Source organism: Brevibacterium sp. LAARM2_SD2 (genome assembly GCF_057364785.1).
In genome coordinates this window covers 1-22106 of record NZ_JBNFOM010000013.1, presented here as the reverse complement: position 1 = coordinate 22106, position 22106 = coordinate 1, and the positions used below count along the sequence as shown (strand labels likewise).

Genomic DNA, 22106 nt, shown 5'->3' with positions numbered 1-22106 from the left:
CTTCTGCCTCATTGCGATGTCGGGTTGACGTGACCAGTCTTTCGCAGGATCATCAAAAGAAAAAGCAAAATTAATACGTGAACAACATAGGAAGACTCGATGAATGATTTCACGCTCCGCCAGGTCGAGTACTTCCTTGCCGTCCTTGACCACGGGTCGGTGAGCGCAGCAGCGAAAGCGTGCCGGGTCTCCCAAGCGACGGTCTCCGCAGCACTCGGTCAGCTTGAGAAGCGGCTCGGAGTCACACTTCTTGCGCGCGGACCGGCCCGCAGCGCACGCCCGACCAGCGAAGGGCGCGAGTTCGCTTTCCATGCCAGAGCGATCCTCGCGACCGTCACCGAGGCGGTCGAATCGATCGGCGACGTGGCAACTCTGCAAGGCAACCTCCGTATCGGCTGCATCCCCACCGCGGCACCGCGCATTTTCCCCGGCGTGGCGGCCGCGTTCAGCCGCGAGTATCCAGCCCTCGACATCTCCTTCCACGAGGCGGCCCCTGTCGAATGCCAGCGCCGCGTCCTCGACGGGGAGATCGACATTGCCGTGATGTATCTCCGGCAGCTGCAATTCGCCGGGCTACAGAAACATGAACTCATGGCCGTGCAATCCCATGCGGTGATCGCCGCCGATCACCCTCTCGCAGGTCAGGCAGAACTGGACCTTCGCGCCCTGCGCAATGACTCGTTCATTCTTCTCGATTCACCGCCCACAGCTGATCTCGTCGTTGCACAGATGCGCACCCTCGGTCTCGAACCTCAGGTGCGCTGGCTCATTCCCGATGCGGAGACGATCCGCTCGATGGTGGCCATGGGACTGGGGGTGTCGATCGCCAATGCTGTCCCGCACCCGACCACACGGTCGTTCCACGGGCTGCCGGTGAACTACGTTCCGCTGATCAATCCGGAGGTCTCGAACACGATCATTGCGGTGACTAGAGCAGAGACGCGGATGTCGAAGAAGCTCACAACTGCACTGTCCACGCTGCGGGCCACAGCTGAGGAGACCAACCCTCTCGGTTGGCACGCGGGGCACCAGGTGCAGCCCTGATCGCACCGACCTGGCGGACGTGACGACCGTCAGCGGTTCTCCGGATAATCGCCACCGACAGATCCCACTACCCCAGTCGTGACATCCGGTTTCCAGCCGGTAGGCTCACGACATGGTGACGTTGATCCCGGAGGAACCGGATTTCGGAAAGTCGAGCGCCGAGGCAGCGGTGTGGAAGGCGCTGAAACGGCAGCTGCCCGACACTGTCACCCTCATCCACGGCCAACGCGTGACGACCGCGACGAAGGACGTCGAAATCGACGTCCTCGTCCTCTGGCCCGGACTCGGCATCGCCGTCATCGAGGTCAAGGGCGGGCGGATCGACGTCGTCGACGGCACCTGGTACACCCACGACGCGAAGAAGCAGCGCCACCGGCTCAACCAGTCCCCGATCGACCAGGCGATGGTCGCCAAACACGGACTCCGCCGCTTCCTGCAGCCTCGACTCTCCCGCATGCCCGGGCCCTTCATCCACTTCGCCGTTCTCCCCTACACCGAGCTCCCGGCCGATTGGGACCTGCCCGACGCGCCACGGCACTTCCTCGCAGACGCCACCGATATGCACCGATTGGCCGAGGCGATCGCCGCGGCCCTCCGTCACGCCCGCATCCCCGAGCGGGATGACCCGAGCGTTCCGCTGGATGCGGTGACGAAGAATCTGCGACGCACCCATCTGGCGGTCGCCAACCTCCGCGTGCGCGCTCAGGCCATCGAAGACCGCGCCAGCCAGCTCTCCCAGGAGCAGGCGCGACTCATCCGCGTCCTCCGCCATCAGACCCGCGCCGAGATCAGCGGCGGCGCCGGCTCCGGCAAGACCTACCTCGCCCTCCGGAAGGCGCAGGCCCTGACCCAGGAGGGCAAGTCGGTCGCGCTCATGTGCTATTCGCGGGGCCTGGGCCGATTCCTCCAGCTCGTCACCTCGGCGTGGCCCGAGGCGGATCGACCCGCCTACGTCGGTCTCTTCCACGACCTGCCGGTCAGCTGGGGCGCTGAGGAGGGCAGCGACGACGACTCCGCCTACTGGGAGGAGGAGCTGCCGCGCCGCCTCCGGGAGCTCGCCGACGACCGTCCCCGCCGTCAGCTCTTCGACGCGATCATCATCGACGAGGGCCAGGACTTCAGTCCCCTGTGGTGGGAGGCCGTGGCATCGTGCCTGCGCAACCAGGCCGAGGGCACCCTCTACGTGTTCACCGACGAGCGCCAGCGCGTCTTCGGCAGGCACGGCACCTCACCGATCACGATGAATCCCATCCAGCTCGACGAGAACCTCCGGAACTCCGAACAGATCGTCACCGCGTTCTCCGGCTTCGCCACCGACCCTCCGATCAGCCGAAACGGCCCCGCGGAGGACATCGACGTCATCCCCGTCCCCGCAGATGAGGCCCTCGCCGAGGCGGACGGACAGGTCGAAGCGCTGATGGACGCCGGATGGCAGCCCGGTGACATCGCCCTCCTCACCACAGGCAGCCGACATCCGGTGCAGCGGGAGATCGTCGAGGAGGAGGGCTACCAGGCGTACTGGGATCAGTTCTTCTCCGCCGAGGAGGTCTTCTACGGGCACGTCCTCGGGTTCAAGGGACTCGAACGTCCCGCCGTCGTCCTCTGCCTCAACGGATTCCGCGACGAGTCGCGAGCCGCGGACATGATCTACGTCGGAATGTCGCGCGCGACGACGAAGCTCGTCATCGTCGGCGAGACCGGCCGCATCGACGAACTCCGCCAGTGAGCGCGCCGACGACCGGACTCCTGCTCTTCCGGATCAGGAGCCTCGGTCGCGCGTCAGCTCAGTAGTTCTCCGGCGGGTCGCTGGCCGGGAACGATTCGTCGCCCCACTCCTCGACGAGCTGGTCATCATGCTCACGAGCCGCGTCGCGGGCGTCCTTCTGCGCGGACGACTCCTCGGTCGCCTCGGTGGGTTCCGGTGTCTCGGACATGATCAGTGACCTCCAATGCCAGCGAACGGATCTGCTATCTCCATCTTGCCCGGTCAGAACGGATCTGGGTACCGTGACCCCGCTCAGTCCTGCGCCGCGGTCGTTCGCGTGCCCGCGTCGACGTGGGCGGCGAGGATCCTGTAGTGCCGGTTGCGCACCGACAGCCAGACCGCTCCGAGCAGCGCGGCGAGCAGTGAGCCGAAGAGCACCCCGACCTTGACGACCTGCGCCCGCGGGTCATCGGCACCGAAGCTGAGGTCGCCGATGAGCAGGGAGACGGTGAAGCCGACACCGGCGAGGCACGAGACTCCGACGACGTCGACCCACTGCATCGTCCGGTCGAGGGAGAATCCGCGGACTCGGGTGATGAGGAAGGTCGCCAGCGTGATGCCCAGCGGCTTGCCGACGACGAGTCCGAGCATGATCCCCAGGGCGACCGGACTGCCCAGGGACTCCGCGAGTCCCGACAGTCCCCCGACGTTGACGCCGGCGGCGAAGAACGCGAAGATCGGCACCGCGATCACCGCCGAGGGGATGCTCCACTTGTCGGCGAACTGCGCCGCCGGACCGTGGCCCTCGGTGCCGTGGATGCCGTCGTGCGCGTGGAAGCCGCGCTGGTCCCCGGTCCGTCGACCGCCGTGGCGCTTAGCGGCCACCGGCACCATGAACCCGAGGAGGACCCCGGCGATCGTCGCGTGGATCCCCGCAGCGTGGACGAGCGTCCAGGTGGCGAACGCCAGCGGGAAGAGCAGCCACCAGGCGTGGATGCCCCGCTGCACGGCGACGGCGAACGCGAGCAGGGGAAGCAGCGCCAAGCCCAGCGGCAGCCAGGAGAGGTCGTCGGTGTAGAAGATCGCGATGATGGCGATCGCCAGCAGATCGTCGACGACGGCGAGCGTGAGCAGGAACGTCCGCAGCGACGGCGGCAGGAACTTGCCGACCATCGCGATGATCGCCACGGCGAAGGCGATGTCGGTCGCGGCAGGGATCGCCCAGCCGCTCAACGCGCTGCCGCCGGAGTTGAGGTTGACGAGGACGTAGAGGAGCGAGGGGATCGCGACGCCGCCCACGGCCGCCGCGACGGGCACTGCGGCGGTCTTCGGGTTGCGCAGCTTGCCGGCGACGAACTCCTCCTTGAGCTCGAGGCCGACGACGAAGAAGAAGATCGCGAGGAGGCCGTCGGAGGCCCAGCTGCTCGCCGAGAGGTTGAGCTTGAGGGCCTCGGGGCCGAACTTCGTCGACCGCACGGTCTCATACCAGTCGGCGGCCGGTGAGTTCGCGATGATGAGCGCCGCAGCCGTCGCCGCGAGCAGGAGGATGCCGCCGACGGCATCGTGCTTGAGCACGCGGGCGAGGCGCTCCCGCGCCGGCCGTGCGGTGAGGGTGGAGGGGGTCGGATCAGTGGGGTTCGGGACAGCCGAAGACATCGGTGGGGTCGCTTTCGCAGAGGTGAGAAGTGAACGCGAGTGCGCGACGATCCGGTGTGCGGTCAGCCCTGCTGACCGGCAGAGATGCGGATGCGCGCAGTCAGCGCCGTGGCGGCGGGCAGCCGGCGATCTCACCGTGGGCGTTCGTGCCCCACGAGCTCATCCACCCGTTCGTGCCGTTCGACAGCGTCGTCACGATCTTCGCCTTCGGGAAATCGGCAGCACGAGCTGCTTCGAGACGGGACGCGACGGAGTAGGGCACCGTTCCACCCTAGCGAGTCGCCCGACCCGGTTCCAAACGGTTCGGCATCTGGACTCGTCCTCGTGCTAGCGTGCTGGCATACCTCCAGCGCCCACGAGAACAGGGAGAATCGATGACGGTCTCAAACGCCGACCTCTGGGATGAACGAGGTCCCGAGCTCTACTCGATCGCACTGAACTTCACCGACTTCGGGGACAAGGTCGCGTTCTCCGGTCCGGCCCGGACCGTGCGGTGCTTCGAGGACAACGCCCTCGTCAAGACGGTGCTCTCCCAGCCCGGCGACGGCGCGGTCCTCGTCGTCGACGGCGGCGGCTCGATCGCCACGGCGCTCATGGGCGACATGATCGCCGGGCTCGCGATCGACAACGGCTGGGCCGGCGTCGTCATCAACGGCGCCGTGCGCGATCGCGAGGTCCTCTCGACCCTCGACATCGGCATCAAGGCGCTGGCGAGCAATCCTCGCAAGAGCGGCAAGACGGGCGCGGGCGACCACGACGTCACCGTCGAGTTCGGCGGTGCGACGATCCGCCCCGGCGCCATGGTCTTCGCCGACGCCGACGGAGTCGTCGTCGACCGCTGACGACCAGACATCCGATCTCAGCCCCCGCACTGCCCTCGAGCATCTCCGGCGCTGCGCGCCTCGCGCACTCCCACCTCGGCGACGCATTCCGCCCAGCACACCCTTGACCACTCAAACATCCTATGTTTAGACTCAGGTCAGCGAAACGATTCCCTGAACCGACCGATCGCTCCCAGGACCGGCCGTTCAGACATCCGATCACAACGCTGCTGTTGTGCGAAAGGACGAAATGTCTCAGATCACTGCGATCGACGTCGTCGACCTGCGATTCCCCACCTCGGCGAGTCTCGACGGTTCGGATGCGATGAACCCCGACCCCGACTACTCCGCCGCCTACCTCATCGTCTCCACCGATGCCGGCGACGCCGGCCACGGCTTCGTCTTCACGATCGGCCGCGGCAACGACATCCAGACCGAGGCCGTGCGCGTCATCGCCGAGACCCTCGTCGGACGTGAGGTCGAACCGATCCTCACCGACATGGGCGGCTTCTGGCGCGACCTCGTCCACGACTCCCAGCTGCGCTGGCTCGGCCCGGAGAAGGGCGTGAGCCACATGGCCATCGGCGCGATCGTCAACGCGATGTGGGATCTCAAAGCCAAACGCGCGGGACTGCCCCTCTGGGAGCTCCTCGCCGGGATGAGTCCCGAGGAGATCCTCGACCTCCTCGACTTCCGCTACCTCAGCGACTTCATGACCCGCGACGACGCCCGCGCCATCCTCGATGCCGCCGAGCCCGGGAAGGCCGAGCGGATCGCCGAGCTCCGCGAGACCGGATACATGGCCTACACGACGACGCCCGGTTGGCTCGGCTACTCCGATGAGAAGCTCGCCCGCCTGTGCCGAGAGGCCATCGACGAGGGCTTCTCCCAGATCAAGCTCAAGGTCGGCGCGAACCGCGACGAGACATCCGCCGCCTCGGCATCGCCCGAGAGATCTGCGGACCCGGGTTCCCCATCGCCATCGACGCCAACCAGCACTGGGGCACCGCCGAAGCGATCGACTGGATCGGCGACCTCGCCCGGTTCGATCTCCGCTGGGTCGAGGAGCCGACCTCGCCCGATGACATCCTCGCCCACGCGGCCATCCAGCAGGGCATCGCCCCGGTTCCGGTGGCCACCGGCGAACACTGCCAGAACCGGATCGTCTTCAAGCAGATGCTCGAAGCCGACGGCCTGCGCGTCATGCAGATCGACGCCACCCGGGTCGCCGGGGTCAACGAGAACATCACCAACCTCCTCCTCGCCGCCCACGCGGGAGTGCCCGTGTGCCCGCACGCCGGCGGCGTGGGACTGTGCGAACTCGTCCAGCACCTCTCGCTGTTCGACTTCGTCGCGGTCTCGGCGACGATGGACGACCGCTGCATCGAATACGTCGATCATCTCCACGAGCACTTCGTCACCCCTGTCGACGTCCACGACGGCAGATACTGGCCGCCCTCGGCACCGGGCGCCGGCGCCGAGATCCTGCCCCGGACGCTCACCGACTTCGCCTACCCCGACGGCCCCGAATGGGCAGCGCGCACCGCCTCGGCGACCACTTCGGCGACACCCGTCCCCGAGTCCGCCTGAACCCCGCCTCCTGCCCCCGGCCGCCGTAGCACCGCTCGACGCAGCGCGCCCCTGCGCAAGGCACCCCAGCATGATGACCATCACCTCGTGAGAAACCAGGTTCCCTGCTGTGACTGACCACACGACCTCCGACACCGGACTCGCCCGCAACCACGCGAACGAGCCCATCCCGACCAAGATCATCTTCATCGCCATCCTCGCCGGCTTCTCCGGACTCCTCTACGGCTACGATTCGGGAGCGATCTCCGGAGCCCTGCCCCTGCTCACCGAGCAGATGGGCCTTGATGCCGGGCAGCAGGGACTCATCACCTCCCTCCTGCTCTGGGGAGCACTCCCCTCGATCATCGGCGCCACCCTCGCCGCCCGCCGCTTCGACCGTCGTCACCTCCTCATCGTCGCCGCGGTGATCTTCTTCCTCGGATCCCTCGCCTGCGCGTTCGCCCCGACCCCCGAGGTCCTCGGCGCCGCCCGCTTCTTCCTCGGCCTCGGCGTCGGCATCGCCAACATGTTCGGACTCATCTACCTCTCCGAACTCTCCCCCACCCGCATCCGCGGCCTGCTCACCGGCCTCTACCAACTCGCCGTCAACTTCGGCATCCTCGCCGCCTACATCGTCGGCGACGCCTTCCAGGCCTCGGGTCTGTGGGAGTGGATACTCGGCATCGGCGCGATTCCCGCCGCCGTGTTCTTCGTCGGCATGATCCTCTCCCCGGCCAGCCCCCGCTGGCTCATCACCCGCGGACGCGACGACGACGCCCTGGCCGTGCTCACCTCCCTGCGCGGGACCCAGGAGATCGCCCGCCTCGAATTCGACGACATCAAGTCGAGCCTCGCCCAGCAGGACAGCGGCCTGACCGCCCTGACCCATTCGGCGAGGCGGCCGATGACCGTCCTCCTCGTCCTCACGTTCTTCCAGGTCTTCACCGGCATCAACGCCGTCGTCTACTATGCGCCGATCATCTTCGCGCAGTCGGGCATGGGCGACCGGGCCGGCAGCTACGCGAACTACGGGGTCGGCATCGCCCTCGTCGTCTCCACGGCGATCGCCCTGCCGATCATCGACCGGCTCGGCCGGGTCCGGCTGCTCGCGATCTCGATGCTCGGTCAGACGATCGCCATGCTCGCCCTCTGGCTGCTGCCCGACGCGGGCTGGATCAGCATCGCCGCCGTCTTCGCCTACACCTTCGCCTTCGGCATCGGCATGGGTCCGGTGTTCTGGCTCCTCGTGCCCGAGGTCCTGCCCCTGTCCGTGCGGGCGATCGGCACCGGCGTCATCACCTTCGCCCAGTACCTCTTCAACGCGATCTTCGCGTGGGCGTTCCCCGTCGCCCTCGATGCGATCGGACCGCTCGTCTTCCTCCTCTTCGCCCTCCTCTCGGCCGCGGCCCTGTGGTTCGTCCTCACCCGCGTCCCCGAGACCTCGGGCCGCTCGCTCGAGGAGATCGAAGCATACTGGAGAACGTCGGCTGCCTCGGCGACGAAGCAGAGCTGAACCCGGCACCCACGAGAGGAGCCACAATGCTCACCACCCCGCTCACCCACCCCGAACTCCTCGCCGCGCTCGCCCGGTGCGGTCACGGCACGAAGATCCTCATCGCCGACGGCAACTACCCGCATCTCACCGGGGTGCCCGCCGGCACCACCCGCATCGCGCTCAACGTCACCCCCGGGCTGCTCACCGTCGATCAGGTCCTCGAGCCGCTCGCCCGGACGATCCCGCTCGAGGCCTGCGAGTTCATGCTCACCGCCGAGGCCGGGACCGCACCGGCGGTCGACGGGTACGCCGCACTGCTACCCGGTGTGCCGTTCACCGGTCATGAGCGCTTCGCCTTCTACGACACCGCACGGCTGCCCGATGTCGGGCTCATCATCGCCACCGGCGATCAGCGCCAGTACGCGAACCTCCTGATCACCGTCGGAGTCGTGACCCCATGACCGGTGCCCCGCCGCAGGTCGTCGACTCCCACCTCCACCTGTGGGACCGGCGCCGCTTCTCCTACCCGTGGATGACGGAGCTGCCCGCCCTCCCGGAGACGAGCCTGCCGATTCAGAGAACAGCGTCCGCGACCGCGGCGATCGTCGTCGAAGCCGGCATCAGTCCTGATCAGCGAACCGCAGAGGTCGAATGGCTGACCGCCCTCGCGGCGGAGGAACCGCTCATCCGCGGCATCGTCGCCGCCGTCGACTTCACCGACCCCCACCTCGCCGAGGTGGTCGCCCGGCTCGCCGACACCCCACTCGTCGTCGGGGTGCGCGACAACTTCGAGTCCCGCCCCGCCGGGGACCTCGACCCCCGCACCTCGCCGACAGCCGGGGCGCTGCTGCGCGGACTCGACTGCGCGCGCCGGGTCGGGCTGACCGTCGACCTCTGCGTCCGCGCCGGCCAGCTGGCCGAGCTCGACGCGCTGCTCACCTCGGTCGTCGCGGTGACCGGCTCGGCCGACGGGCTCGTCCTCGACCATCTCGGCAAACCCCTGCCCGCCGATCCCGACTTCTCCTTCGAGGAATGGGCGGAGGCGATGAGCGCCCTGGCCGCCCATGCCGGCCTCCACGTGAAGTTCTCCGGACTGCCCGGCCAGATGCCCGGTGCCGTCGACCCTGAGGCGGCCCGGGAGCTCGCAGACCGCTTCATCGGCGAGGTGCTCACGGCCTTCGGTCCGGAGCGCACGATGTACGGGTCCGATCACCCCGTCTCGACGACCGGCCACGGTCTCGGGGACGGCGAGTGGGAGCAGGCGGCGGCCGCAGCGCTGCACCACGTCGTCGACGACACCGACTTCGCCGCCGTCATGGGCACCACCGCAGCGGACTTCTATCTGACGAGGAGGACTCAGTGACTGAGAAGAACCCCGTCGTGCAGCGCCTGCACGACCTGCACACCCTCGGCTTCGGGGGCGCCCCGATCGGCAATCTCTACCGCGTCATCGACGACGCGACCGCGACCACGGCAGTGGCCACGGCCTGGGATCTGGGCATCCGCTATTTCGACACCGCACCCCATTACGGTCTCGGGCTCAGTGAGCGCCGCCTCGGCGAGATCCTCTCCGACCGACCCCGCGAGGACTTCCTCCTCTCGACGAAGGTCGGCCGGCTCATCCGCCCCGCCGACGCACCCCGGGACTGGGACGACGAGGGCTTCGCCGTCCCCGGTGACCTCCACCGGGTGCGCGACTACTCTGCCTCCGGGGTGCGCCGGTCGATCGAGGAGTCGCTGACGCGCCTGCGCCTTGACCGCGTCGACATCGTCTACATCCACGACCCCGACGACTACTGGCAGGAGGCCCTCGACGGTGCGGTTCCCGAGCTCAACCGACTGCGCGACGAAGGCGTCATCGGGGCGTGGGGCGCGGGGATGAACCAGGCGGAGATGCTCACCCGCTTCGTCCGCGACACCGACATCGACGTCGTCATGCAGGCCGGCCGCTACACCCTCCTCGAACAGGGCGGGCGGGACGAGCTCATCCCCGCGGCCGCGTCCCGTGGGGTCGGCGTCGTCAACGTCGGCGTCTTCAACTCCGGCATCCTCGCCAACACCGACCCCCGGCAGCAGGCGAAGTACAACTACGAGGACGCGCCGCGGGAGGTGCTTAACAAGGCGGAGAAGCTCGCGGCACTGGCGACCGCGCACGGCACGAGCCTGCCGGCCGCCGCCGTCCAATTCAGCCTCCGCGATCCCGCGATCACCAATGTCACCCTGGGCATGCGCACGGCTGAGCAGGTCGAACGCAACGTCGCCCTCGCCCACGCCGAGGTCCCCGAAGCGTTCTGGGCCGCCGCTGTGGCCGATGGTCTGCTCGCCGTCGACCCGCGCACCTACGCAGACCGCCCGGGCACTGTCGACCCGGGCGCAGGCGACCAGTAGAGCACGAGCCTATTCCCCGCACTCTCCGCACCACACCGACCGGAAGGAACCATGACCGCCATGACCACCGCTGAAGAATTCGCCGGCCTCACCGCCCTCGTCACGGGAGGCGCCTCGGGCATCGGCGCCGCCGTCACCGAACAGTTCCTGGCAGCCGGGGCGAACGTCGCCGTCCTCGACCTCGATCCCTCAGGCTCCCCCGCCGGTGCCCTGGCGCTGCAGTGCGACGTCTCCGACCGGGACTCCGTCGAGTCAGCCGTCGCCGCGGCAGCATCCGAGTACGGCGGCATCGACATCGTCGTCAACAACGCCGGCATCGGGGCGCAGGGGCAGGTCGATGCCAACGACGACGCCGAATGGAATCGCGTGCTCGGCGTCAACGTCATCTCCGTCGCCCGCGTCACCGCGGCCGCACTGCCCCACCTGCGCCGGTCCGAGCACGCCGCGGTCGTCAACACCTCGTCGATCGCCGCGACAGCGGGGCTGCCCGACCGCGTCCTCTATTCCGCCTCGAAGGGGGCGATCTACTCGATGACGCTCGCGATGGCCGCCGACCACGTCCGCGAGGGCATCCGCGTCAACGCCGTGTGCCCGGGCACCGCGAACACCCCGTGGGTGATGAAGGGCCTGATGTCGAAGGCGGAGAACCCCGAGGAGGAGCTGCGCCAGCTCAATGCGCGCCAACCCCACGGTCGTCTCGTCGAACCCGCCGAGGTGGCCCGGACGATCCTCTTCCTCGCCAGCCCGCTCCAGGGCTCGACGACCGGCACGGCGATCGCGTCGACGGCGGCATGCAGGGACTGCGACTGCGCGCAGAGTGAGGCTCAGTCCGCGCCCGGTCCGGGGGCGTCGTCGGCGACGACGTCGACCTCGTCGACCCAGCGCTGCACGCCGGTGACGTGGAGGATCATCATCGACTGCGCCAGACGCGCGTCTCCGGCGGCGAGGGCGTCGATGATCGCCCGGTGCTCATCGAGGGTGCGCTCGATGGCGCCGGGATCGGTCATGCCCCGCCAGGTCCGCGCCCGCGTCGTCTTCATCGACACGGCTTCGAGCATCGCGGCGAGGTAGTCGTTGCCCGCGTGCTTGGCGATCGTCGCATGGAAGTCGAAGTCGTGGGAGACGAGGGATTCGACCGAGTCGGGGTCGGTGTCCCTGATCGTCTGCCGCAGATCCTCGAGCCCGGCCGCGTCGATGCGGGTCGCCGCGCGGTACGCGGTCTCGGCTTCGAAGATGCGCCTGACCTCGAGGATCTCCCGCAGCGACCCCGAGGCGTGGACGTCGACGAGGAAGGACACCGCCTCGGTGAGGTCCTCGGCCGAGAGCGAGGTGACGTAGGTTCCCGACCCGCGTCGCACGTCGAGGACGTTGATGAAGTCGAGGGCCTTGACCGCCTCCCGCAGGGAGTTGCGGGAGAGGCCGAGCCGCTCGGAGAGCTCGGCCTCCGGGGGCAGACGGTCCCCCGGTCTGAGCTCACCGGTGACGATGAGGTCCTTGATCTTGTCGAGCGCGTCATCCGTCAGTGCCATGGCTCCCACCTTATGTCCTCACCGGGCATGATCGTCGCCAGCACCGCGGTCGCCGATCCTCACTCGTAGAGGAGCTCGGCGATCTTCGGGTCCTCGATGTTGTTCTTGTCGTACCAGTAGAACGCGGTCGGGATCTGCTTCTCGAGGTCCTTCCCGTCGATCGCGTCAACGGCGGCCTGCACGGTCTGGCTGCCGATGTCGAGCGGGCTCTGCGTGACCGCGCCGAGCATCGACCCGTCCTTGATCGCGTCGAGCTGGGCCTTGCCCGAGTCGAAGCCGACGATCGTCGCGTCGGTGTTGCCGAGCTCCTTGGCTCCTTGGACGACGCCGATCGCCGCACCTTCGTTCGTGCCGTAGAGACCGGCGAGGTCGGGATTGGCCTGGAGCATCGCCTTCGTCGCGTCCGCGGACTTCGCCTGATCGCCGTCGGCGTTCTGCTCGGCGACGATCTCGATGTTCGGCTCGTTCTGCTCGAGGTACTCGACGAAGCCATCGCGGCGTTCGACCCCGGTCTGGGCCGTCTCCGAATGGGTGACGATCCCGACCTTGCCCTCCCCGCCGAGGGCTTCGGCGAGCTTCTTCGCGTCCTCGGCGGCAGCGGCCTTGTTGTCGGTGGCCACGGTGGTCAGCGGGATGTCGCTGTCGACGCCGGAGTCGAAGGCGATGACGGGGATGTCGTTCGACTGCGCCTGCTGGAGCAGCGGGATGACGGCCTTGCTGTCGAGCGCGGCGATCGCGACTGCGTCGGGCTGCTTGTCGAGCGCCGTCTGCAGCTGGGTGACCTGCTGTTCGACGTCGGTCTCGCTGTCGGGGCCCTCGAAGGTCACGGTGACGCCGAGTTCCTTCGCCTTCTCCTCGGCTCCCGTCTTCACCGTCTGCCAGAACTGGTGCTGATAGCCCTTCGAGATGATCGCGATCGTCCGCTCTCCGTCCCCGCCGCTCGATCCGGTGTCGGCCGAACCGCAGCCGGTGGCGATGAGGGCGATGGACGACAGTGCCGCGAGCGAGGTGAGCAGCTTTCCTATCCTCATGGTGATCTCCTTCGATTCTTCGTGAGGGCGATGGTGGGTCAGAGTGGTGCGGATCCGGTGGAGGAGTTCTTCTTGCGCACGATGTCGAGGTAGACGGCGAGCAGCACGACGACGCCGATGGCCACCTGCTGCCATTCCTGGGCGACGCCGGCCATACGCAGACCGTTGTCGAGGACGGCCATGATGAGGGCGCCGATGACGGTGCCGACCATCGACCCGCGGCCTCCGGCGAGCGAGGTGCCGCCGATGATCACCGCGGCGATCGCCTGGAGCTCGATGCCGGCGCCGCCGGTCGGCTGCGCGGAACTGAGACGGGAGGCCGAGAGCACCCCGGCGAGGCCGACGAAGAGTCCGCAGAGGACGTAGACGGAGATCAGCCAGCCGCGGACGTTGACGCCCGAGAGCCTCGTGGCCTTCTCGTTCGAGCCGATCGCGAACGCCGTGCGGCCGATGAGGGTGCGCTGGAGGACGATGACCGAGACGACGATGAGGATGAGGAAGAGCACGGTGCCCAGCGGCAGCCGCATCCCGGGGATGAGCGAGACATTCATGATCGCCCCGAAGCCGGGGCTGTCGGTGAAGTAGATCGGCTTGGTCCCGCTGACGACGAGCGACAGTCCCTGGGTGATCATCATCATGCCGAGCGTGGCGATGAACGGCGGCAGCCCGAGGACGGCGACGTTGAAGCCGTTGACGAGGCCGATGAGGCCGCCGAAGGCGATCGTCAGGGCGATCCCGACGATGAGCGGCAGACCCAGGTTCGTGATGAAGACCCCGGCCATGACACCGCAGAGGATCATCCCCGTGCCCACGGACAGGTCGATGCCGCCGGTGATGATGATGAACGTGACGCCGAGGGCGAGCAGCCCGACGGTCGTCACCGTGGTGAGGATCGTCGAGAGGTTCGTGACGGTGAGGAACGAATCGGGGTTGATGATCGCGAAGACGATGATGATGACGATGAGGCTCGCCACAGCGAGGAGCTGCTGCAGCGAGTTGCGCCAGAAGCTGCGCGTCCCGGCGGGACGACCGGTGTCGGCGGCCGGGGCATCAGAGGTCTGCGGGCGGGCGGCGGAAGCGGTTTCGGCATTCATTCAGGCGACGATTCCCATCGATTCGGTGTGCTGCGTGGCCAGGGCCATGACGGAGTCCTGCGTGGCATCGGCGGCGGTGAGGATGCCGGTGAGGTGGCCTTCGCTGAGCACGGCGATGCGGTGTGAGAGCAGGAGGACTTCGGGCAGTTCGGAGGAGATGACGATGATCGACTTGCCCTGCGCGCTGAGCTCGCGCAGCAGGGCGTAGATCTCGGCCTTCGCGCCGACGTCGATGCCCCGGGTGGGTTCGTCGAAGATGAAGACGTCACAGTCCTTGACGAGCCATTTCGCGATGGCGACCTTCTGCTGGTTGCCGCCGGAGAGCTTCTCGAGCACCTGCGTGATCGACGGCGTGCGGATCCGCAGCCGTGACACGAGGTCACGGGCGGTGGTGTCGATGGCCGTCTCGTCGGTGAACCCGAAGCGGCTGAAGCGCCGCAGGCTCGGCAGGGCGATGTTGTCGCGGACGCTCTGCCCCACGAGCACGCCGAGCTGCTTGCGGTCCTCGGACAGGTAGCAGATCCCCAGCCGCGCGGCCGCCGCCGGACTGCCGATCGTCACCGCTCGGCCGTTGACGGTGACCGTCCCGGCGGTCAGGGGGTCGGCGCCGATGATCGCGCGGGCGGTCTCCGTGCGGCCGGCTCCCATGAGACCGGCGAGTCCGAGGATCTCGCCGCGGCGGAGGTCGAAGCTGATGCCGCGCAGCTTCGCCTTCGTCTGCAGGTCCGTCACGGCGAGGACCACCTCGGCGGTGTCGTCATGGGCGGGTGCGTCGGCGACGGCGGCGAGTTCGCGTCCGACCATCATGCGGATGACCTCGGGCATCTCGGTCGTCGCGGTCGGCACGGTGCCGATCTTCTCGCCGTCGCGGATGACGGTGATCCGCTCCGTGATGGCCTTGAGCTCCGGCATCCGGTGCGAGATGTAGATGACGCCGGTCTCCGGGGTGATGAAGCGGCGGATGAGCCCGTGGAGGACCTCGACCTCCTCATCGTTGAGGGCGGCGGTGGGTTCGTCCATGATGAGGATCCGCGCATCCTGGTTGAGCGCCTTCGCGATCTCGACCATCTGCTGCGCGGCGACGGTGAGCCGCCCGACGACGGCGCGCGGGTCGAGCGCGAGACCGAGCCGGGTGAAGAGGGCCTGCGCATCCCGGTTGAGCTGACGTTCGCTGATGAAGGGACCGATGCGCGGTTCGCGGCCGAGATAGATGTTCTGGGCCACTGTGAGATCCTCGACGAGGTTGAACTCCTGGTGGATGATGGCGATGCCGAGGCGCTCGGCGTCGGTCGTCGACCCGATCGTCACCGGGGTGCCGTCGATGCGGAACTCCCCGGCGTCCGGGGTGTAGACGCCCGAGAGCAGCTTCATCAGCGTCGACTTCCCGGCTCCGTTCTCCCCGACGAGGCCGAGGACCTCTCCGGGATACAGGTCGAGGTCGACGTCGGAGAGGGCTCTGACGCCGGGGAAGGATTTGGCGGCGCCGCGGATGTCGAGCAGCGGAGTGCTCGTCGTCTCTGACATGTGGCGGTGACTCCTCGTTGAATACCGTGTCCCACGTCATCACGCGAGACATCCTATGTCTGTTGCTCAGACTAGAGGCACAGTCGAGCAAAGACAAGATCTCGCCGGGATTATTTGTCGAAACGCAATGGATGGATTGTCAATACATTGGATGACTGACGGGAGTTTTGCCGGTCCCGCTTGAGCGTCGGGTGCGCACGGCAGGGCTCTTCCGTCCCGCCGGGCATGGCCACCGCGCTCCACCGCGGATATACTTCAATATTCAACCATCTTGATCTGGAGCGCCCGATGACCTCTGCCCCCAGCACCGTCCTCCCACCCGATGCCGGAATGGACGCCGTGACCCTGCGCGTCGGCGACCTCGACCTCATGACCGACTACTACCGGAATGCGCTCGCCCTCGAACCGCTCGAGGAGGCTTCCCGGGGGCGCGAGGTCCACCGCGTCCTCGGGCGCGGCACGACGCCGATGGTGAAGTTCGTCTCGACCCCGGACCTGCCGGTCGGCAGCCGCCGGAGCGCCGGACTCTTCCACACCGCCTTCCTCTTCGAGACTCCCGAATCCCTGGCCGCGACCGTCGCACATGCCGCGGCGAACACCCGCAGCCGGTTCCTCGCCGCTCAGGATCACCTCGTGTCGCAGGCGTTCTACTTCTCCGACCCCGAGGGCAACGGCATCGAACTCTACGTCGATCGGGACCGCGCGCAGTGGGGCCACTCCCCCGCCGGTGAGATCGAGATGGACTCGATCGGCTTCGACCCCAACGCCTTCCTCCGCGAGCATCTCGACAGCGGCACGCTGACGAGCGCATCGGAGCTGCCCGGCACCGTCGGCCATGTTCACCTGCAGGTCGGCGATCTCGACGCCGCCCGCGAGTTCTACGTCGGCGCGCTCGGCTTCGAACCGACGAACTCGACGATGCCCGGGGCCGTCTTCGCCTCGGCCGGCGGCTACCACCATCACGTCGCGATGAACACGTGGAACAGCCTCGGCGCGGGACCGCGGGCCGCGAGCCTCGGCCTCGGCGATCTCGCGATCACGGTGCCGGCCCGCGAGGACCTCGATGCCCTCGTCGAGAGGCTGACGGCGCGGTCGCTGCCGTTCGCCGACGAGGAGCGTTCGGTGCGCCTGGCCGACCCGTGGGGCACGCAGGTGACCGTCGGGGTCGGCGGCAGCACGCTCGAGGAGACCCTCGAGCGCTGAGGACTCAGCGCTCGGCGGGATGGCGCTCGGCCGCGGCGACGACGGCCTCGGGCCGCAGGTCGAGGCGGCGCAGGAGCTGCGCGTTGAGGGCGACGACGACCGTCGAGGCCGACATGAGGATCGCACCGACGCTCATCGGCAGGACGAACCCGATCGGCGCGAGGATGCCCGCGGCCAGGGGGACGGCGAGGAGGTTGTAGCCGGCGGCCCACCAGAGGTTCTGCTTCATCTTCCGGTAGCTGGCCCGCGAGAGCTCGAGGACGGAGAGCACCGAACGGGGATCGTCGGAGGCGAGGATGACTCCCGCCGAGCCGATCGCGACATCGGTGCCCGCACCGATCGCGATGCCGACATCGGCCTGCGCGAGGGCGGGGGCGTCGTTGACGCCGTCGCCGACCATCGCGACCGTCTTCCCCTCGGCCTGGAGTTCGGCGACCTTCGCCGCCTTGTCCGCCGGGCGCACGCCGGCGAAGACCCGGTCGATGCCGAGGTCAGCGGCCACGGATCGGGCGACCGCCTCGGCGTCGCCGGTGATCATGACGACCTCGATGTCCTGGGCGTGGAGGGCCTCGACGGCCTGCCGGGACTCGGCCCTGATCTCATCGGCGAGGCGCAGCGCGCCGACGACCTGCCCGGCGACGAGGACGTGGAGGATGATCGCTCCCTCGGCCCGCCAGGTCTCGGCGATCGGGGCCTCGACGGCCCCGCGGGCACTGAGGAGGTGGGGTCCTCCGACCTCGACCTCGGTGCCGTCGACCTCGGCGCGCACTCCGACGGCCGGTGAGGACGAGAAGTTCTGTGCCGTCGGCACGGTCAGTCCCCGCTCGTCGGCGGCGCGGACGATCGCTCGGGCGAGCGGGTGCTCGCTGTCGGTCTCGGCCGCGGCGGCGAGAGCGAGCACCTCGTCGTCGCTGCGCGTCCCGGTCGTCTCGACGGCGGTGACGGTCGGCTCGCCCTTCGTCAGGGTTCCCGTCTTGTCGAAGAGCACGGCGTCGACGGTGCGCATCGTCTCGAGCGCGAGTCGGTCCTTGATGAGGACCCCGGCGCGTGCGGCGCGTTCCGTGGCGATCGAGACGACGAGCGGGATCGCCAGTCCCAGGGCATGGGGGCAGGCGATGACGAGGACGGTGATCGTGCGCACGACCGCCGTGTCGGGCATGCCGACGAGCGTCCAGACGATCGCGGTGATGACGGCGGCGCCGAGGGCGAACCAGAACAGCCACGCCGCGGCGCGGTCGGCCAGGCGCTGGGCGCGTGAGGAGGAGTTCTGGGCGTCGGCGACGAGTTTGCGGATGCCGGCCAGCGCGGTGTCGTCACCGGTCGCGGTGATCTCGATCCGCAGGCCCGAGTCCGTGGCGACGGTGCCCGCGACGACGGTGTCGCCGACGCTGCGGCGCACCGGTCGGGACTCCCCGGTGATCATCGATTCGTCCATCTCCGCGGTGCCGTCGACGATGCGCCCGTCCGCCGGCACGGCGGAGCCGGGGCGGACGAGGACGACATCGCCGACGACGAGGTCGGCGGGTGCGACCGTCACGGTGGTGCCGTCGACGATCTTCACCGCCTCATCGGGCAGGAGGGCGGCGAGGCTGTCGAGCGCCGAGGTGGTCTGCGCGAGCGAGCGCATCTCCAGCCAATGGCCGGCGAGCATGATGACGATGAGGAGTGCGAGCTCCCACCAGAAGTCGAGTTCGGCGTCGAGGATCCCCAGCGAGGCGCCCCACGAGGCGACGAAGGCGACGGTGATCGCGAGCGCGATGAGGAGCATCATCCCCGGCTTGCGGGCCTTGAGCTCGCTCCACCCGCCGGTGAGGAACGGCTTGCCGCCCCACACGTACATGACCGTGCCGAGCACCGGAGCGATCCAGCGCACCCAGCCCCACGGCCCCGATTCGGGCACCATGTAGCCGACGAGGTGGCCGAACATCGGGCTGAAGGCGATGACCGGCACCGCGATGACCGCCATGATCCCGAAGAGCCGGCCGAACACCGCGGCATGCCCGCCGTGGCCCCCGTGGCCGGAGTGGTCCATGCCCGAGTGGTCCATCCCCGAATGATCCATGCCGGAGTGATCCATTCCCGAGTGATCCATCGCCCCGTGCCCCGCGAGATCGTGGCCCGCGTGATCGTGGCCCGAATGATCATGGCCCGAATGTTCGTGGCCCGCGTGATCGGCCCCGGGCTGCTGGTGTCCGGCATGGTCATGGCCCGCGTGGCTCTGCTCGAGTTCCGTCGCTCTCTGGTGATCCCGTTCCGTGTCCATATCGTCAACCTATACCCCCTAGGGGTATGAATCAAGCTCGATCCGCAGGAATCTGCGAGAAATTTCTTTGCACTTCTGAGCAGTTATGGCACATACTTGCTCATGCTGTGCATAACGGTGCGTCGCTGACCGCCCGCACCGCGCACCTCTGGCCGGACCGACCGGTCAGCCTCAATGTGGAGGACCCATGGACCTGCAGCTCATCCTCGCCCTCGTCGCCGGGATCGCGACGATCGTCGTCATCGTCCTGGCCACGCGCCTCGACGCCTTCATCGCTCTCCTCCTGGCAGCGATCGTCACCGGCATCGTCGCCGGTGAGGATCTGCTCTCGATCGTCGACGCCGTGACCACCGGGTTCGGCAACACCCTCGCGAGCATCGGAATCGTCATCGGCCTCGGCGTGGGCATCGGCAAGATCCTCGAGGTCTCCGGCGCCGCCGACTCGCTCGCCCGCGCCTTCCTCCGCGCCTTCGGCAAGGGCCGTGAGCCCTGGGCGATGGGCACCGTCGGGTCCCTCGTCTCGATTCCCGTGTTCTGCGACTCCGGGTACGTCATCATGAACCCGCTCGCCCGCTCGATCGCCCGCGTCAAGCGCGGCGGCTACATCACGCTCGCCCTCGCCCTCGGCGCCGGCATGACGCTGACCCACCACATGGTCCCGCCGACTCCGGGCCCGCTCGCGGCCACCGGCATCCTCGGCGCCGATCTCGGTGCCGTCATCCTCACCGGTCTCGTCTTCACCGTCATCCTCCTGCCGGTCGTCGTCATCTACGCCCGCTGGATCGGACCGAAGCTCGAACCCTTCCTCAACGTCACAGTCAAGCACGACGTCTATACGACGGTGACCGCGGGAGCACCGGAGACCGCAGGGGCAGCGGAGACCGCGGCGCCGGTCTCGCCGACCACGGAGACGACGACCGCCGGAGGCGCAGCGGACACCGGAGACGGCACCGGAAGCCCGCGGACCGCCGGTGGCAGGCAGCCGGGCGCGGTCCTCGGCTTCCTCCCGCTCATCATCCCGCTGCTCCTCATCGTCGCGAACACCGTGTCGACGGCGATCGACCGCAACGCCCAGGGGATGCTCGCCGGCGACGACTACGAACCGTCCGCGTGGGTCGCTCCCATCGCCTTCCTCGGCAACCCCGTCGTCGCGCTCATCATCGGCCTCGTCCTCGCCGTCTACACCCTCCTGCCGCGCCTGACCCCGCGCACCCAGGTCCAGGCCTGGCTCGCCGACGGCGCCGCCTCGGCCGGACTCATCCTCCTCATCACCGGCGCCGGCGGCAGCTTCGGCATGGTGCTGCGCGAATCCGGGGTCGGAGACGCCCTCGCCGAGGCGATCGCCTCGATCAGCCTGCCCGCCCTCCTCGTGCCGTTCATCATCGCCTCCCTCGTGCGCATCGCGCAGGGTTCGGGCACGGTCGCCATGATCACCGCCGCCTCGGTGACGGCCCCGCTCATCGCCCCGCTCGGGCTCAGCCCGCTCGTCGCGGTCATGGCCTGCACCGCGGGATCGATGGTCTTCTCCTACTTCAACGACTCGTACTTCTGGGTCGTCACCCGCTTCGCCGGCCTCGACGGGGTGCAGGCGATCAAGGGCTGGTCGGGGATCACGACCGCCGTGTGGCTGGGTTCCATTCCGCTCCTCTTCGTGCTCGACTTGGTCGTATGAGCAGTGCAGACGGCGACGCGGAGACGTCGCGCATCCTCATCATCGCCGACGACCTCACCGGCGGAAACGCGTGCGGGGCCCTCTTCGCCGAGGCGGGTCTGCGGACGATCACCGTGACGTCCACGAGTGCGACGGAGACGGTCGACCTCGACGTCCTCCTCGACGACTACGACGCCGTCGTCCTCAATGCCGACTCCCGGCACCTGCCCGCCGCCACCGCGGCCGAGCTCACCGCACAGCTCGTGGCGAGCGCCGGGAACATCGACCTCGTCGCGTGCCGGATCGACACGACGCTGCGGGGCAATGTCGGGGTGAGCGCCGAGGCGGCGCTGACCGCCCGACGCCGGCTCGCCGCCCGCGCGGACGGCCCGGCGAAGAGGGTCATCGGCCTCTGCATCCCCGCCTTCCCGGCCGCCGGACGCACGACGGTCGAGGGCCTGCAGCTGCTCGACGGGCGGCTGCTCGAGCACACGGAGCTGCGCCGCGACGTCCGCTCCCCCATGCACACCTCCGATGTCGCGCAGATCCTTCGCGACGGCACCGACCTCGACTGCCATCTCATCGACATCTCCCAGGTGCTCGCCGGTCGCCATGCCGTCCGGGAGGCGGTGCTCGCCGGGATCGCCTCGGGCGCCGACGTCATCATCGTCGATGCGCTGACCACCGAGCACATCGAACTCGTCGGCTCGGTCGTCGCCGCAGTGACCCGGGAGATCGCCGCGGAAGCACCCGATGCAGGGGCGGACCCGCCCGGCGGTGAGACCCTCGACTGGGTGACGATCGATCCCGGTCCCGGCAGCCTCGCCCTCGCCCTGCCGCTGCTCCCGACGCGGCCGAACGGGATCATCCTCGGGATCTCCGGATCGGCCACCGAGGTCACCCGCGCGCAGCTGGCCACACTGTCCGAAGACCCCCGCAACGCCGTCGTCCGCGTCGTCCTCGACGAGGAGGCCTGCCCGCTGTCGAGGCCACGATCGCCCGGGTCGAGGGCGTCACCTCGGCGAAGGCGATCATCATCGCCACCGTCGTCGACGCCTCCGATCTGCGCAGTCTCAGCGCGCGGCCGCGGAGGAGACGACCCGCCGGCTCGCCGCCATCGCCGAGCTCATCAT

General features: G+C 68.6%; 19 protein-coding genes and 2 pseudogenes. 13 read left to right on the top strand and 8 right to left on the bottom strand.

From position 1 onward, the window contains the following. Nucleotides 1–99: 99 nt before the first annotated feature. Both AC2W7K_RS09865 and AC2W7K_RS09860 read left to right on the top strand, forming a co-directional pair. Nucleotides 100–1044, top strand: coding sequence for a LysR family transcriptional regulator (locus tag AC2W7K_RS09865; protein ID WP_198498331.1), 945 nt, complete (start codon nucleotides 100–102; stop codon nucleotides 1042–1044). A 112-nt stretch (nucleotides 1045–1156) separates the two neighbouring features. Then, on the top strand, nucleotides 1157–2770 hold the full coding sequence (locus AC2W7K_RS09860) for a nuclease-related domain-containing DEAD/DEAH box helicase (RefSeq protein WP_198498330.1): 1614 nt from the start codon (nucleotides 1157–1159) through the stop codon (nucleotides 2768–2770). Nucleotides 2771–2828: 58 nt separating this feature from the next. On the opposite strand, the gene AC2W7K_RS09855 is transcribed toward AC2W7K_RS09860, so the two are convergent. From AC2W7K_RS09855 to AC2W7K_RS09845, 3 genes are all read right to left on the bottom strand, one after another. Then, entirely contained in the window at nucleotides 2829–2978 is a 150-nt protein-coding gene (locus AC2W7K_RS09855; protein WP_171006942.1) for a hypothetical protein, read from the bottom strand. An 83-nt stretch (nucleotides 2979–3061) separates the two neighbouring features. Then, nucleotides 3062–4405: a Na+/H+ antiporter NhaA gene (gene nhaA, locus AC2W7K_RS09850; protein WP_198498329.1), complete on the bottom strand. Its 1344-nt coding sequence runs from the start codon at nucleotides 4403–4405 to the stop codon at nucleotides 3062–3064. 100 nt (nucleotides 4406–4505) lie between these two features. After that, a complete protein-coding gene (locus AC2W7K_RS09845; RefSeq protein ID WP_198501040.1) occupies nucleotides 4506–4667 on the bottom strand; it encodes a hypothetical protein in 162 nt (53 codons plus the stop codon). 112 nt (nucleotides 4668–4779) lie between these two features. Here AC2W7K_RS09845 and rraA point away from each other — a divergent pair, with 112 nt between their 5' ends. The 7 genes and pseudogenes from rraA to AC2W7K_RS09810 all read left to right on the top strand — a co-directional run bounded on the left by rraA (nucleotide 4780) and on the right by AC2W7K_RS09810 (nucleotide 11499). Beyond that, a complete protein-coding gene (gene rraA, locus AC2W7K_RS09840; protein WP_198498328.1) occupies nucleotides 4780–5247 on the top strand; it encodes a ribonuclease E activity regulator RraA in 468 nt (155 codons plus the stop codon). 229 nt (nucleotides 5248–5476) lie between these two features. Next, nucleotides 5477–6816: pseudogene (locus AC2W7K_RS09835) on the top strand (enolase C-terminal domain-like protein). Between the two features lie 109 nt (nucleotides 6817–6925). Beyond that, nucleotides 6926–8308: a sugar porter family MFS transporter gene (locus AC2W7K_RS09830; protein WP_198498326.1), complete on the top strand. Its 1383-nt coding sequence runs from the start codon at nucleotides 6926–6928 to the stop codon at nucleotides 8306–8308. Between the two features lie 26 nt (nucleotides 8309–8334). Further along, complete coding sequence (locus AC2W7K_RS09825; protein ID WP_198498325.1) at nucleotides 8335–8751, top strand: RbsD/FucU family protein; 417 nt, start codon at nucleotides 8335–8337, stop codon at nucleotides 8749–8751. Beyond that, nucleotides 8748–9653, top strand: a complete 906-nt coding sequence (locus AC2W7K_RS09820; RefSeq protein ID WP_198498324.1) for an amidohydrolase family protein — start codon at nucleotides 8748–8750, stop codon at nucleotides 9651–9653. The genes AC2W7K_RS09825 and AC2W7K_RS09820 overlap by 4 nt, the downstream gene beginning before the upstream one ends. Next, the gene (locus AC2W7K_RS09815) at nucleotides 9650–10678 is read left to right on the top strand and encodes an aldo/keto reductase (RefSeq protein ID WP_198498323.1); all 1029 of its coding nucleotides are present in this window, start codon (nucleotides 9650–9652) and stop codon (nucleotides 10676–10678) included. Before AC2W7K_RS09820 ends, AC2W7K_RS09815 begins: the two co-directional genes overlap by 4 nt. A 60-nt stretch (nucleotides 10679–10738) precedes the next feature. Then, nucleotides 10739–11499 (top strand): annotated as a pseudogene (locus AC2W7K_RS09810) (SDR family NAD(P)-dependent oxidoreductase). 3 nt (nucleotides 11500–11502) lie between these two features. Here the strand turns inward: AC2W7K_RS09810 and AC2W7K_RS09805 are convergent. The 4 genes from AC2W7K_RS09805 to AC2W7K_RS09790 are packed head-to-tail and all read right to left on the bottom strand — an operon-like array spanning nucleotide 11503 to nucleotide 15856. Continuing rightward, nucleotides 11503–12207, bottom strand: a complete 705-nt coding sequence (locus tag AC2W7K_RS09805) for a FadR/GntR family transcriptional regulator (protein WP_198498322.1) — start codon at nucleotides 12205–12207, stop codon at nucleotides 11503–11505. A 59-nt stretch (nucleotides 12208–12266) separates the two neighbouring features. Further along, a complete protein-coding gene (locus tag AC2W7K_RS09800; RefSeq protein WP_198498321.1) occupies nucleotides 12267–13238 on the bottom strand; it encodes an ABC transporter substrate-binding protein in 972 nt (323 codons plus the stop codon). Between the two features lie 38 nt (nucleotides 13239–13276). Further along, on the bottom strand, nucleotides 13277–14332 hold the full coding sequence (locus AC2W7K_RS09795) for an ABC transporter permease (protein WP_198498320.1): 1056 nt from the start codon (nucleotides 14330–14332) through the stop codon (nucleotides 13277–13279). Beyond that, nucleotides 14333–15856 (bottom strand): sugar ABC transporter ATP-binding protein, encoded by a 1524-nt coding sequence (locus tag AC2W7K_RS09790; protein WP_198498319.1) that lies wholly within the window; start codon nucleotides 15854–15856, stop codon nucleotides 14333–14335. 288 nt (nucleotides 15857–16144) lie between these two features. On the opposite strand from AC2W7K_RS09790, the gene AC2W7K_RS09785 reads away from it, so the two are divergent. Next, on the top strand, nucleotides 16145–17059 hold the full coding sequence (locus tag AC2W7K_RS09785; protein WP_198498318.1) for a VOC family protein: 915 nt from the start codon (nucleotides 16145–16147) through the stop codon (nucleotides 17057–17059). A gap of 4 nt (nucleotides 17060–17063) precedes the next feature. Here AC2W7K_RS09785 and AC2W7K_RS09780 read toward each other — a convergent pair whose 3' ends face one another. Then, a complete protein-coding gene (locus AC2W7K_RS09780) occupies nucleotides 17064–19121 on the bottom strand; it encodes a heavy metal translocating P-type ATPase (RefSeq protein WP_376904040.1) in 2058 nt (685 codons plus the stop codon). On the opposite strand from AC2W7K_RS09780, the gene AC2W7K_RS09775 reads away from it, so the two are divergent. The 3 genes from AC2W7K_RS09775 to AC2W7K_RS09765 all read left to right on the top strand — a co-directional run. After that, complete coding sequence (locus AC2W7K_RS09775; RefSeq protein WP_376870658.1) at nucleotides 19113–19352, top strand: hypothetical protein; 240 nt, start codon at nucleotides 19113–19115, stop codon at nucleotides 19350–19352. The genes AC2W7K_RS09780 and AC2W7K_RS09775 overlap by 9 nt on opposite strands. Nucleotides 19353–19509: 157 nt before the next feature. Then, nucleotides 19510–20994, top strand: a complete 1485-nt coding sequence (locus AC2W7K_RS09770; protein WP_198498316.1) for a GntP family permease — start codon at nucleotides 19510–19512, stop codon at nucleotides 20992–20994. After that, nucleotides 20991–22106 (top strand): four-carbon acid sugar kinase family protein (locus tag AC2W7K_RS09765; RefSeq protein WP_486006089.1); only part of this gene is annotated, 1116 nt, incomplete at its 3' end. The genes AC2W7K_RS09770 and AC2W7K_RS09765, both read left to right, overlap by 4 nt.